General features: G+C 74.7%; 14 protein-coding genes. 9 read left to right on the top strand and 5 right to left on the bottom strand.

Annotation, left to right across the window (positions count from 1 at the left end):
* Positions 1-132: 132 nt before the first annotated feature.
* A complete protein-coding gene (gene coaE, locus DNK56_RS10675; protein WP_111335665.1) occupies positions 133-735 on the top strand; it encodes a dephospho-CoA kinase in 603 nt (200 codons plus the stop codon).
* 73 nt (positions 736-808) lie between these two features.
* Positions 809-1189: a tetratricopeptide repeat protein gene (locus DNK56_RS10680; RefSeq protein WP_111332897.1), complete on the top strand. Its 381-nt coding sequence runs from the start codon at positions 809-811 to the stop codon at positions 1187-1189.
* Here DNK56_RS10680 and DNK56_RS10685 read toward each other — a convergent pair.
* Together DNK56_RS10685 and DNK56_RS10690 are read right to left on the bottom strand one after the other, a co-directional pair.
* Positions 1186-1479: a DUF6343 family protein gene (locus DNK56_RS10685; RefSeq protein ID WP_111332900.1), complete on the bottom strand. Its 294-nt coding sequence runs from the start codon at positions 1477-1479 to the stop codon at positions 1186-1188. The genes DNK56_RS10680 and DNK56_RS10685 overlap by 4 nt on opposite strands.
* Before the next feature lie 100 nt (positions 1480-1579).
* Positions 1580-1927 (bottom strand): hypothetical protein, encoded by a 348-nt coding sequence (locus DNK56_RS10690; RefSeq protein ID WP_111335667.1) that lies wholly within the window; start codon positions 1925-1927, stop codon positions 1580-1582.
* Between the two features lie 225 nt (positions 1928-2152).
* Between DNK56_RS10690 and DNK56_RS10695 the strand changes: the two genes are divergently transcribed.
* The 3 genes from DNK56_RS10695 (at position 2153) to DNK56_RS10705 (ending at position 7369) form a co-directional block, all read left to right on the top strand.
* Entirely contained in the window at positions 2153-3070 is a 918-nt protein-coding gene (locus tag DNK56_RS10695; protein ID WP_241989835.1) for a slipin family protein, read from the top strand.
* 106 nt (positions 3071-3176) lie between these two features.
* A complete protein-coding gene (locus DNK56_RS10700) occupies positions 3177-6059 on the top strand; it encodes a DEAD/DEAH box helicase (protein WP_111332903.1) in 2883 nt (960 codons plus the stop codon).
* The gene (locus DNK56_RS10705) at positions 6056-7369 is read left to right on the top strand and encodes an SWIM zinc finger family protein (RefSeq protein WP_111332906.1); all 1314 of its coding nucleotides are present in this window, start codon (positions 6056-6058) and stop codon (positions 7367-7369) included. Before DNK56_RS10700 ends, DNK56_RS10705 begins: the two co-directional genes overlap by 4 nt.
* Here the strand turns inward: DNK56_RS10705 and DNK56_RS10710 are convergent.
* The gene (locus tag DNK56_RS10710) at positions 7261-7962 is read right to left on the bottom strand and encodes a TetR/AcrR family transcriptional regulator (protein ID WP_241989836.1); all 702 of its coding nucleotides are present in this window, start codon (positions 7960-7962) and stop codon (positions 7261-7263) included. The genes DNK56_RS10705 and DNK56_RS10710 overlap by 109 nt on opposite strands.
* Positions 7963-8060: 98 nt before the next feature.
* Between DNK56_RS10710 and DNK56_RS10715 the strand changes: the two genes are divergently transcribed.
* Positions 8061-8660: an HXXEE domain-containing protein gene (locus DNK56_RS10715; protein ID WP_241989837.1), complete on the top strand. Its 600-nt coding sequence runs from the start codon at positions 8061-8063 to the stop codon at positions 8658-8660.
* Here DNK56_RS10715 and DNK56_RS10720 read toward each other — a convergent pair.
* The gene (locus DNK56_RS10720; protein WP_111332909.1) at positions 8620-9831 is read right to left on the bottom strand and encodes a pyridoxal phosphate-dependent aminotransferase; all 1212 of its coding nucleotides are present in this window, start codon (positions 9829-9831) and stop codon (positions 8620-8622) included. The genes DNK56_RS10715 and DNK56_RS10720 overlap by 41 nt on opposite strands.
* Before the next feature lie 85 nt (positions 9832-9916).
* Here DNK56_RS10720 and DNK56_RS10725 point away from each other — a divergent pair, with 85 nt between their 5' ends.
* Both DNK56_RS10725 and DNK56_RS10730 read left to right on the top strand, forming a co-directional pair.
* On the top strand, positions 9917-10594 hold the full coding sequence (locus tag DNK56_RS10725; RefSeq protein WP_111332912.1) for a winged helix-turn-helix transcriptional regulator: 678 nt from the start codon (positions 9917-9919) through the stop codon (positions 10592-10594).
* Positions 10595-10703: 109 nt separating this feature from the next.
* Positions 10704-11210: a cupin domain-containing protein gene (locus DNK56_RS10730; RefSeq protein WP_111332914.1), complete on the top strand. Its 507-nt coding sequence runs from the start codon at positions 10704-10706 to the stop codon at positions 11208-11210.
* A 28-nt stretch (positions 11211-11238) separates the two neighbouring features.
* Here the strand turns inward: DNK56_RS10730 and DNK56_RS10735 are convergent, their stop codons facing one another.
* The gene (locus DNK56_RS10735; protein ID WP_111335672.1) at positions 11239-11604 is read right to left on the bottom strand and encodes a nuclear transport factor 2 family protein; all 366 of its coding nucleotides are present in this window, start codon (positions 11602-11604) and stop codon (positions 11239-11241) included.
* Between the two features lie 87 nt (positions 11605-11691).
* Between DNK56_RS10735 and DNK56_RS10740 the strand changes: the two genes are divergently transcribed.
* On the top strand, positions 11692-12330 hold the full coding sequence (locus tag DNK56_RS10740) for a uridine kinase (protein WP_111332917.1): 639 nt from the start codon (positions 11692-11694) through the stop codon (positions 12328-12330).
* The last annotated feature ends 36 nt before the right edge of the window (positions 12331-12366 follow it).

The following is a 12366-nucleotide window of genomic DNA, read 5'->3' on the forward strand; positions in this document are numbered from 1 at the left end:
TTCCCCAAGTTCTCGGCCGTGCTCGAACAGGGGAGACCCCATCCGCCTCAATCCTCCGCCTTGCGATGCACGGCACCAGCCCCCGCTCCCTGATCCGGCCTGATCCGAACGAAAGGCCCTATGCTTCCGGGCATGCTGAAAGTGGGCCTGACCGGTGGCATCGGTGCCGGCAAGAGCGAAGTGTCCCGGCTGCTCGTCGGCCACGGGGCCGTCCTCATCGACGCGGACCGCATCGCGCGCGAGGTGGTCGAACCCGGCACCCCCGGTCTCGCCGCCGTCGTCGAGGAGTTCGGTGCGGGTGTCCTGACGCCGGACGGCGCCCTGGACCGGCCCGCGCTCGGCGCCGTCGTCTTCGCCGACCCGGACCGCCTCGCCGCGCTCAACGCGATCGTCCACCCCCTCGTCCGGGAGCGCTCCGCCGAACTGGAGAAGGCCGCCGGGCCGGACTCCGTGGTCGTCCACGACGTCCCCCTGCTCACCGAGAACGGCCTTGCCCCCCTCTACGACCTGGTCGTCGTGGTCGACGCCGCCCCGGAGACCCAGCTCGACCGGCTCGTACGGCTGCGCGGCATGACCGAGGCGGACGCCCGCGCCCGCATGGCCGCCCAGGCCACCCGCGAACAGCGGCGCGCCATCGCTGACCTGGTCATCGACAACGACGGACCCGTCGAGGAACTGGCGGACCGGGTCCGCGAGGTGTGGGCCGAGCTGGTCCGGCGCGCCGAGACGGACTGAGGGCTCCCGCGCGAGGAATACCCGCGACCGGGCGGGCGTTCATGCCGGGACGGACCAGCGGAAGGAAGCGACCGTGCCCGAGAGGAACCCGGAGACCGACGTCATCGACTTCCGCGCGGCCGAGCAACTGCTCGCCGCGCGCGACCCCCGGGGGGCCGTGCGGCTGCTCGACTCGGTGATCGCCGCCCACCCCGAGAACACCGCCGCCCGGCTGCTGCGCGCCCGCGCCTTCTTCGCGGCGGCGCAACTGCGCCCGGCCGAGCTGGAATTCGAGCTGGTGCTGGAGCGGGAGCCGGACAACGCCTTCGCGCACTTCGCGCTGGCCCGCACCTTCGAGCGCTCCAACCACCCGGAGCGGGCCGTACGCCACTTCCGGCTCGCGGCCGCGCTGGACCCCAACCCGGAATACCTGCGCGCCGCCCGCTTCGACGACCGGGGCGGAGCCGCCTCCTAGGGCGTGCCCGGTGGAGGGCCCGTGCCGCCGTCCGGTCCGTGGTCGGGCTCGTACGGCGGCACGGAGCGGCCCGGCTGGTAGTGGGCGCCCTGTCGCAGCCGGTGCACGACCACGCACAGATCCACCAGGACCAGCGCGAGCAGCACCCCGCACACGACGGCCCAGCCGGTGCGGCCGTTCACCGCGAAGGCCGTCACTCCGAAGACGGTCCAGGCCAGGCCCCACAGGCTCAGCCAGAGCCGCATCCGCAGCGGACTGCGGGCGTTCGTCGGTTCATTGCCGGTACGCATGGCATCGCCTCACCTACCAGCATGGACCCGCGACCGGACACCTGCGGCCCGACGCCGGACGAGCCGGTCGCGCGGTCAGTGGGCCGGTCGTGTCCGCGCGTCAGTGGACCGTGCTGAAGCTGCGCCAGGCCGGCGCGGTGTGCGCGTTCTCGTCGGAGAAGCTGGTCGCCACGTACGCCGTCCCCGGCCCGGAGCAGTCCGGCGTCGGGTACAGGATGATGTCGACCAGCGTCTCGTTGGCCACCGCCTTCGCGCCGGCCGGGGCGAGCCGGTGGCAGCCCTTGACGGAGGGGCTGTTCACCTGGATCACGGCGTCCCGCTCGGTGGTGTAGATGACCGGGCCGACCGCGGTCCGGCCCAGGCCCGAGCAGCCTGCGACGGTCAGGGTCAGCAACACGGCCTGGGCGGCGATGGCGAGCCGGCGGCGTCGGCGGTCGATCACGGGCATGGGCGGGTCCTCGTCTGTCTCGTCCCCGCGCACACCGCGGTGCGCGGGCCGGGTGTACGTGCCGGTGCTGGCCACCCTGCCCGCTTCCCGGGTCCCCGGCATCCGGGGAGCGGCCGGGCGGGGGAGAGCCGTTCGACCCGCGGCGCGACCAGGCATACCGTGGTAATAGCGCACGAAGAGGTGCGAGGCCGAGAGCCGGGGTCCTCCGGCTGGCAGGGGGCCGTCATGGTCCAGGACCTCTTGATCGCGGTGGTCGCGGCGGCGCTGGCAGGCGCCCTGTATCTGGCGGCGGCCGCGCGGATCGTCAAACAGTACGAGCGGGGCGTGGTGCTCCGGCTCGGACGGCTCCGCGACGACATACGCGGGCCGGGATTCACGATGGTGCTGCCCGGCGTCGAGCGGCTGCGCAAGGTCAACATGCAGATCGTCACCATGCCCGTGCCCGCCCAGGACGGGATCACCCGCGACAACGTCACGGTCCGGGTGGACGCCGTCATCTACTTCAAGGTGGTCGACGCGGCGAGCGCCGTCGTCGAGGTCGAGGACTACCGCTTCGCGGTCTCCCAGATGGCGCAGACCTCGCTCCGTTCGATCATCGGAAAGAGCGATCTGGACGACCTCCTGTCCAACCGGGAGAAGCTCAACCAGGGCCTGGAGCTGATGATCGACAGCCCGGCGGTGGGCTGGGGCGTCCAGATCGACCGGGTCGAGATCAAGGACGTCTCGCTGCCGGAGACGATGAAACGCTCCATGGCCCGCCAGGCCGAGGCCGACCGTGAGCGGCGCGCCCGCGTCATCAACGCCGACGCCGAACTCCAGGCGTCCAAGAAGCTGGCCGAGGCGGCGTCGCAGATGTCCACCCAGCCCGCCGCGCTCCAGCTGCGACTGCTCCAGACCGTGGTGGCGGTCGCGGCCGAGAAGAACTCCACGCTGGTGCTCCCGTTCCCGGTCGAGCTGCTCCGCTTCCTGGAACGGGCCCAGCAGAACCCGCCCCCGCCCGACACCGCGCGGCCCCCGGACCCGGGCGCGCGGCCGTCCGCCGCCGAGGACGTGCGGCCGTCCGCCGCCGAGGACGTGCGGCCGTCCGCCGCCGAGGACGTGCGGCCGTCCGTCGCCGAGGACGTTGTCAGACCCTCCGCCTAGACTCGCGCAGCAGAGGAAACGACAGCCGGGAGCCGTGCCGACCAGGCACGGAGCCCGCCGGTACGCGGCCCGCGAGGGCCGCGCACGACGCGAGGGGAGGGACCGGGTGGGCACCGCACCGCCGCCGCAGGACGCGGACGACAGCCGACTGCCGCGCTGCGCCGCCGTCTTCCTGCCCGGTACGCCGCCGCGCCGCGGCCGCGTCGCCTTCTGGGACCCGCTGGACGGCCCGCTCCCCGAGGCGCCCCCCGGCGCCCGCGCCGAGGAGATCACGGTGGTCCGGCCCTCCGGCGCACCGGACGGGGTGGAGCTGCGGACCGTGCCCGCGCTGCTGCTGCCCGTCGCCGCCGCCCTGCCGCTGCTCGCCCGCGCCCGCCATCAGCGCTCCGCCCACCCGGCCACCCGCTGCTGGGGCGCCGCCGCCCTGCACGCCCTGCGGCTGGTGGCCGGCGGCCGCATGCTCCCCGGCCTCACCGCCGACGACCACGACGCCTGGCGGGCCGGCCCGCGTGACGCCGGGGACGTGGCCCATCTGCGCGCGGTGGCCGCCGCCCTGCCCTGGGAGGGACACGCCGTCCCGCTGCCCGGCCCGACCCCGCCGCGGCTGCCCGCCCCCGAGCCGCTGATCGGCGCCTTCCTCGACGCCGTCGCCGACACCCTGCCCCGGACGCCCGCCGCCGCCCCGGCCATGGGCGCCCCCTTCGCGGCGGAGGAGCCCCAGCGGCTGCCCGGCGCACGGGAATGGGCCGTGGAGGTCGCCTCCGGGCTGGACGCCGGGGTGCGGATCTCGCTGCGCCTGGACCTCTCCGCGTACACCCTCTTCGACACCACCGGCCCCGACGGCACGGCCGGCGGCCCCGCACCGGCGCGCCCCGCCGCCCGGCACGCCGCGGCGGCGGTCACCCAGGTGCACAGCCTCGCCGACCCCACCCACGTCGTCGACGCGGCGGCGCTGTGGGCCGGGGAGGCGGGCGACCCCTTCGGCCCGCGCGCCAGGGTCGACACCGCGCTCGCGCTGCGCCGGGCCGCCCGCGTCTGGGCCCCGCTCGACCGGCTCCTCGGCCAGCCCGTCCCCGACGTGCTGGCCCTCGGCGAGGACGAGCTGTACGAACTGCTGGGCGACGCCGGGGCCCGGCTGGCCGCCGCCGGGGTGAGCGTGCACTGGCCCAGGGAGCTGGCCCGCTCCCTCACCGCGACGGCCGTCGTCCGCCCCGCCCCCGGCACGGCCACGGACGGCACCGCCTTCTTCGACGCCGAACGGCTCTTCGCCTTCGACTGGCAGCTGTCGCTGGGCGAGGAACGGCTCACCGAGGCCGAGATGGACCTGCTCGCCGAGGCCCACCGGCCCGTGGTGCGGCTGCGGGACCAGTGGGTCGTCGTCGATCCCGCGCTCGTCCGCAAGGCCCGCAAGCGGGAGCTGGGCCTGCTCGACCCGGTGGACGCCCTGGCCGTCGCCCTGACCGGCAGCGCCGAGGTGGACGGCGAACAGGTCGAGGCGGTCCCGGCCGGTGCCCTGGCCCGGCTGCGCGACCGCCTCCTCGCCGACGACCCCCTGCCCGCCCCGCCGCCCGGACTCCACGCCACCCTCCGCGACTACCAGCTGCGCGGCCTGGCCTGGCTGGACCGGATGACCTCGCTCGGCCTCGGCGGCTGCCTCGCCGACGACATGGGCCTCGGCAAGACGATCACCCTGATCGCCCTCCACCTCCACCGCGCCCACCCCGCGCCCACGCTGGTCGTCTGCCCGGCCTCCCTGCTGGGCAACTGGCACCGCGAGATCAACCGCTTCGCCCCCGGCGTCCCCGTCCGCCGCTTCCACGGCACCGGCCGCACCCTCACCGGCGCCGACCGGGGCTTCGTCCTCACCACGTACGGCACGATGCGCTCCAGCGCCGCCGAACTGGCCGCCCACCGCTGGGGCCTGGTCGTCGCCGACGAGGCCCAGCACGTCAAGAACCCGCACTCCTCCACCGCGAAGGCGCTGCGCACCATCCCCGCCCCGGCGCGGGTCGCCCTGACCGGCACCCCCGTGGAGAACAACCTCTCCGAGCTGTGGGCGCTGCTCGACTGGACCACGCCCGGCCTGCTCGGCCCGCTCAAGGCGTTCCGCGCCCGGCACGCCCGGATCGTGGAGAACACCGGTACGGCGGCGGGCCTCGGCAACGACGAGGCGGTGGAGCGGCTGTCCCGGCTCGTCCGGCCCTTCCTGCTCCGCCGCAAGAAGTCCGACCCCGGCATCGCGCCCGAGCTGCCGCCCAAGACGGAGACCGACCACCCCGTCTTCCTCACCCGCGAACAGGCCACGCTCTACGAGGCCACCGTGCGCGAGACCATGGCGTACATCGAGGCGTCCGAGGGCATCGCGCGGCGCGGCCTGATCATGAAGCTGCTCGCCTCCCTCAAGCAGATCTGCAACCACCCCGCGCAGTATCTGAAGGAGGACGCGTCCCGGCTCACCGGCCGCTCCGGCAAGCTCGCCCTCCTCGACGAACTCCTCGACACGATCCTCACCGAGGACGGCTCCGTCCTGGTCTTCACCCAGTACGTGACGATGGCCCGGCTGCTCTCCGCCCATCTGGCCGCGCGCGCCGTCCCCTCCCAGCTGCTGCACGGCGGCACCCCGATCGCCGAGCGGGAACGGATGGTCGACCGCTTCCAGTCCGGCGAGGTCCCGGTCTTCCTGCTCTCCCTCAAGGCGGCGGGCACCGGCCTCAACCTCACCCGCGCCGCCCACGTCGTCCACTACGACCGCTGGTGGAACCCGGCCGTCGAGGAGCAGGCCACCGACCGGGCCTACCGCATCGGCCAGACCCAGCCCGTCCAGGTCCACCGGCTGATCGCGGAGGGCACGGTGGAGGACCGCATCGGCGAGATGCTGCTCGCCAAACGGGCCCTGGCCGACGCCGTCCTCGGCAGCGGCGAGAGCGCGCTGACCGAGCTGAGCGACCAGGACCTGGCCGACCTCGTCTCCCTGCGGAGGCCGTCATGACCCCCGGCCGCCCGAGCCCGGCCCGCCCCGGCGCCCGCTCCCGCCCCGGACCCGACGATCTGCGGCGCACCTTCGAGGCCGTCCCCGAGCGCACCTCGGGCGAGGGCGAGCCGTTCACGGAGAGCTGGTGGGGCCGCGCCTGGGTGGCGGCCCTGGAGTCCCTGTCGATGGACGGCCCCCGGCTCGCCCGCGGCCGGGACTACGCGGACGGCGGCCACGTCGCCGCGATCACCGTCACCCCGGGGCACGTCGTCGCCTATGTGCACGGCAGCCGCCCCCGCCCCTACCGCGCCGAACTGCGGCTGCGCACATTCGGCGACCCCGACTGGGACACCCTGCTGGACGCGGTCGCCGCCCGCCCCGGCCATCTCGCCGCGCTGCTCGCCAAGGAGATGCCGCACTCCCTGGCCGACACCGCGACGGACGCGGGCATGACCCTGCTGCCCGCGCCGGGCGACCTCGACCCCGCCTGCAACTGCCCCGACCGCGGCCGCCCCTGCAAGCACGTCGCGGCCCTCAGCTACCAGATGGCGCTGCTGCTGGACACCGATCCGTTCGTGCTGCTCCTGCTGCGCGGCCGGGGCGAGCGCGAACTCCTGGAGGAGCTGGGCCGGCGCAACGCCGCGCACTCCGCCCGCGAACGGCCCGCCGCCCCCGAGACCCCGTCCGTACCGGCCGGGGAGGCGCTGGCCGCCCGCTTCCTGCCGCCGCTGCCCGCTCCGCTCCCCGTGGAGCCGTATCCCGGCCGGCCGCCCGCCTACCCCGCGCTGCCCGGCGCCCGCGACCCGCTCGCCCTCGACCAGCTGGCCACGGACGCGGCGGCCCGCGCCCACGCCCTGCTGACCACCGGCCACGACCCGGTCGCCGGGCTCACCCTCTGGCAGGACGCCGTCCGGCTCGCGGCGGCCGGACCCACCGCGGGGCTCACCGCGACCACCCGCGCCCTCTACCGGGAGCTGGCCTCCGCCACCGGCCGCAACACCACGGACCTGGCCAGGGCCGTGGCCGCCTGGCGGCAGGGCGGGGCCGAGGGGCTGGCGGTCCTGGAGACGCCGTGGGACCCGCCGGCGGGCCCCTTCGACCGGGCCCGCCCGGCCCTCGCGGCGGCCGGCTTCCCCCGCTTCCAGCCCCGGCGCAACCATCTGACCCACCCCGGCGGCGCCCTCCAGCTCCGCTTCGGCCGGGACGGCCGCTGGTACGGCTACGAGTCCGATCCGGGCGCGGACGAGTGGTGGCCCCGCGCCGCACCGGACACCGACCCGGTGACCGCGCTGCTGGACCTGACCGCAGGCGACCCGGACGACGACTGAGAAACCCGAGAGCCCCGTACGGGCAGCACCGCGTCCACGGCGGCCGCGGTGAATCCGGGCGGCACGGGCTCGTTCCTGAGCAGCGCCCGCACCCACACCGCCCCGGCCGTCAGATCGAGCAGCAGCATCGGGTCGGCCCCCGGCGGCAGCTCGCCGCGCGCGGCGGCCCGCCGAAATACCGGCTGCTCACGCGCGAACCGGTCCGCGAAGAAGTCCCGCGCCAGCGCCGCCAGTTCGTCGTCCGCCAGCCCCGACCCGGAGGCCAGGGCCCGCACGATCGCCTGGGTGCGTACGCCGGTCACCAGCGCGGTCACCTGCTCCGTGAGGGCGATCAGATCCCCGCGCAGCGAACCCGTGTCGGGCACGGCGATGTCCAGGACGGGGGCCCGGAGCAGCGCGGCGCGCAGCAGCGCCGCCTTCGAGGGCCACCAGCGGTAGATGGTCGTCTTGTTGACCCCGGCCTCCTGGGCGACGGCCTCGATGGTGAGCCCCGGATAGCCGCGCTCGGCGAGCAGCCGCAGGGTGGCGTCGAAGATCGCCTCGGCGGCGCGGGGGCCCTTGCCCGGGCGGGGCTGCGGGGGAGGGGCGGACATGGCGGCTCCAGTCGGTCCGGGACAAAAATACAACGCAACGTTGCGTTGCATTATATGCTGCGGCCGACTGCCGGCACATGAGGCGCGGAGGGGTGTTCATGAAGGACGACGGGGCCACCGGGGTGTCCGGGGCGGTGAGCTGGGGGCTGCTGGCCGCCTGGGCGGCCAACGACCTGGAGGAGATCGCGACCATGGCGGGCTGGCTGCGGACCGCGCGGCCGGAGCTGCGGAAGCGGCTGCCGTGGCTGCCCGACCGGGTGTGGGAGCGCCTGGACCTCTCGCAGCGCGAGGTGAACACGGCCATCGGCCTCATGGGCGTGGTCGTCGCGGCGGCCGCGGCGGACGGCGCGCGCACGGGCGGCCGCAGCGCCTTCTTCCGCTCCACGCTGGCCGGATTCGGGCTGCACGGCGTGGTGCACCTGGCGCAGTCGGCCGCGTACGGCGGCTACACACCGGGGGCGGCCACCTCGCCGACCGTCGTCATCCCGTACTCGCTCTGGGCGGTGCGCCGGCTGCGGGCGGCGGGCATCCCGCTGGGCGGGACCCGCTCGGCCGTCTCCGGCCTCGCGTATCTGCCGGTCGCCGTGGTCGGGGTGCACACGGCGGCCCGGCTGCTGTCGCGCCGGCGCCCGGCGGGACGCCGGGGCGGCCCCGGCCCTACTGCCGGTAGCCCGCCAGGAACCGGCCGATGCGGCTGATCGCGGCGTCGAGGTCGTCGGCGTACGGCAGGGTCAGGATGCGGAAGTGGTCCGGGCGGGGCCAGTTGAAGCCGGTGCCCTGGACGACCTGGATCTTCTCGCGCAGCAGCAGGTCCAGGACGAACTTCTCGTCGTCGGCGATCGGGTGGACCTTCGGGTCGATGCGCGGGAAGGCGTACAGGGCGCCCTTCGGCTTCACGCAGGAGACGCCGGGGATCTCGTTCAGCTTCTGCCAGGCACGGTCGCGCTGCTCGTGCAGCCTGCCGCCCGGCGCCACCAGGTCCCGGATCGACTGCCGCCCGCCGAGCGCGGCCTGAATGGCGTACTGGGCGGGGGCGTTGGGGCACAGCCGCATGGAGGCGAGCATCGTCAGCCCCTCCAGATAGCTGCGGGCGTGCTGCTTCGGGCCCGAGACGACCATCCAGCCCGAACGGAACCCGGCCACGCGGTACGTCTTCGACAGGCCGCTGAAGGTGAGGCAGACCAGGTCCGGGGCGAGCACCGCCACGCTGTGGTGCTCGGCGCCGTCGTAGAGGATCTGGTCGTAGATCTCGTCGGCGAACACCATCAGGCCGTGCCGGCGGGCCAGGTCGAGGATGTCCTCCAGGACCTCGCGCGGATAGACGGCGCCGGTCGGGTTGTTGGGGTTGATGATCACCACGGCGCGGGTGCGGTCGGTGATCTTCGAGGCCATGTCGGCGATGTCCGGGTTCCAGTCGGACGCCTCGTCGCACGTGTAGTGCACGGCCTTTCCGCCGGCCAGCGTCGTCACGGCGGTCCACAGCGGGTAGTCCGGGGAGGGGATGAGCACTTCGTCGCCGTCCTCCAGCAGCCCCTGGACGGCCATGGAGATCAGCTCGGAGACGCCGTTGCCGAGGAAGATGTCGTCCACCCCGACCTCCGTCAGGCCCATCGCCTGGTAGCGCTGGGCCACCGCGCGGCGGGCGGACAGGATGCCGCGCGAGTCCGTGTAGCCGTGGGCCTGCGGCAGCATCCGGATCATGTCCTGGACGATCTCCTCCGGCGCCTCGAAGCCGAAGAGGGCCGGGTTGCCCGTGTTGAGCCGCAGCACGCTGTGGCCCGCCTCCTCCAGGGCGTTGGCGTGCTCGATGACGGGGCCCCGGATCTCGTAACAGACCTCGTTGAGCTTGCTGGACTGGCGGAATTCCATGCGGTGCCTCCCCGACCCGATTGCGATACTTGGTTTTACCAAGCTCGGGCTTGGAAAGTCCAACAACATGTCTAGACTGCGTCGCATGCCACGTCAGCAACAGCCCGCAACCCGCCCGGCCCGCCGCCGGAGTTACGACCAGTTCTGCGCCAGTGCCCGCGCGCTGGACGCGGTCGGTGACCGCTGGACCCTGCTGATCGTCCGTGAACTGCTGGCCGGTCCCCGCCGCTACACCGATCTCCACGCCGACCTGCCGGGCGTCAGCACGGACGTCCTGGCCTCCCGGCTCAAGGACATGGAGCAGAACGGCCTCGTCACCCGCCGCCGGCTCCCGCCCCCGGCCGCCGCCTCGGTGTACGCGCTCACCGCGCGCGGGCACGGACTGCTGCCGGTCCTCGCCGCGCTCGCCGAGTGGGGCGCCCCCGCGCTGGCCGAACGGCGGCCCACCGACGCGGTCCGCGCCCACTGGTTCGCGCTCCCGCTGCTGCGCGCCCTCCGGGCCCCGGGCGGCCCGGCCACCGAAGGCGTGCTCGACGTCCATCTCGACGAGGGCGAATTCCACGTCCGCACGGGGGAGGTGGCGGCCGGTGAGCCGGTGTACGGGGACGGGCCCGCCGACCGCGCCGACGCGCGCATCGCCCTCGACGCGGAGCTGTGCCTCGCGCTGGGGCGCGGCGAGCCGACGCTCGCCGAGGCGGTCGGGGACGGCCGGATCGAGGTGTCGGGCGACGGCGCCCTCGCCAAGGAGCTGCGCGGCCGCTGACGGCCGCCATGGATTGGGCCGGATGCCGGGGGCCTGATTCCCGCGGTCCCGTTCCGGGTAGCTTCGCGGCATTTGGGATGCCCGTGACACCCGACGACGGGAGAGACACGTGAGAACCGACAGACAGCGGGGGCGCACAGGACGGCGGGGACCGCAGGGCCGGCCGGTCAGGGCCCTGGTCACCGCGGCGGGCGTGGCCGCCCTCGCCTTCGTACCGACGGCGGCCGGTGCCACGCCCGGCAGCGGGGTGGTCGCCACCGAGGTCGCCAAGGGCACATCGACCGGCCCGCTGCACGTGCGGGCGCCCCGGGGCCGGGCGGACGTCACCTTCACCACCGCCACCATCGCGCCGGGCGGCTCCACCGGCTGGCACACCCACAAGGGCCAGCTGATCGTCGTCGTCAAGTCCGGGACGCTCACCCGCACCCTGGACGACTGCACCGTCGAGGTGACGCCCGCGGGCACATCCTTCGTGGAGCCCGCAGGGTCGGACCACCGCCACATCGGGCGCAACCTGGGCAGCGAGCCCGTCGTCCTCTGGGTGACCTATCTGCTGCCGCAGGGCAGCGAACTCTCCTACGACGCCGACCCGGTGATGTGCGGTCCTGCGAAGTGACACGCTCCGGGACGCCGGCCCGCCGCGGTCAGCGGGCGCCGGTCTCGCCGTACGCGCCGAGACCGGCGCTCACCAGTCCGTCGCGGAAGGTCAGCACCTCGTAGACCCGGCCGCCGATCTGGTTGCGGTAGTCGATGACCAGCGTGTCGACGCCCGCCCGGACGTCCATCACCTCGAACTCCAGGTCCGGGATGAGTTCGAGCCCGCGCGCCCAGTACGCGCGCAGGGCGTCCTTGCCGCGTACGGTCCCCGAGGGGGCACCGGTGAGCCGCGCGATCATCGGCGAACTGAACGTCACGTCCTCGTGATAGTGCGCCAGGATGCGTTCCAGATCATGGGAGTTCCAGTCGTCCTGCCACTGCGCGGCGAACGTACGGGCGAATGCGAGGTCCATGGCGCCGACCGTAACCGGCCCGGCGGCGGCCACCGGGCGATTTCCGGCATCCGGACGGTCCGGGCCGGGACGCGCGATGATGGACGCGTGCGATTCGAAGCGATCTCCCGGGAACGGCTGACGGACGCGCTCGCCGCGCACACCGACGCGCTGGAGCCCGGCGACGGCGGCCCCTGGCTGAAGATCGCCGTCGACGGCGCCCCCGCCGCCCGCCCCGGCGACCTCGCCGCGCCGCTCGCCGAAGCCCTGCGGCTGCGCGGCCGGGCCGTGCTCCCCGTCGCCACCGGCGGCTTCCTGCGACCGGCGAGCCTGCGGTACGAGTACGGCAAGCAGGACCCCGACTCGTACTTCGGCAGCTGGTTCGACACCGCCGCGCTGTGGCGCGAGGTGTTCGCACCCCTGGAGCCGGGCGGCAGCGGACGCGTCCTGCCCGACCTCTGGGACCCGGCGACCGACCGCGCGACGCGCAGCCCGTACCGGCCCCTGGCCGAGGGCGGAGTGCTGATCCTGCACGGCCCGCTGCTCCTCGGGCACTGGTTCCCCTTCGACCTCGCCGTCCACCTCCGCCTCTCCCCGGGCGCGCTGCGCCGCCGCACCCCGCAGGACGAACGGTGGACCCTGCCGGCGTTCGCCCGGTACGAGGACGAGGTGGCGCCCGCCGACCACGCGGACGCGGTGGTACGCGCCGACGACCCGCACCACCCGGCCTGGACCGGCGTGCGCTGAGGGCCGGGGCCTGTCCGGCGCGGCCGTTCCCGGTCC

This window comes from Streptomyces sp. AC1-42W (genome assembly GCF_003248355.1).
Taxonomy (GTDB): Bacteria; Actinomycetota; Actinomycetes; order Streptomycetales; family Streptomycetaceae; genus Streptomyces.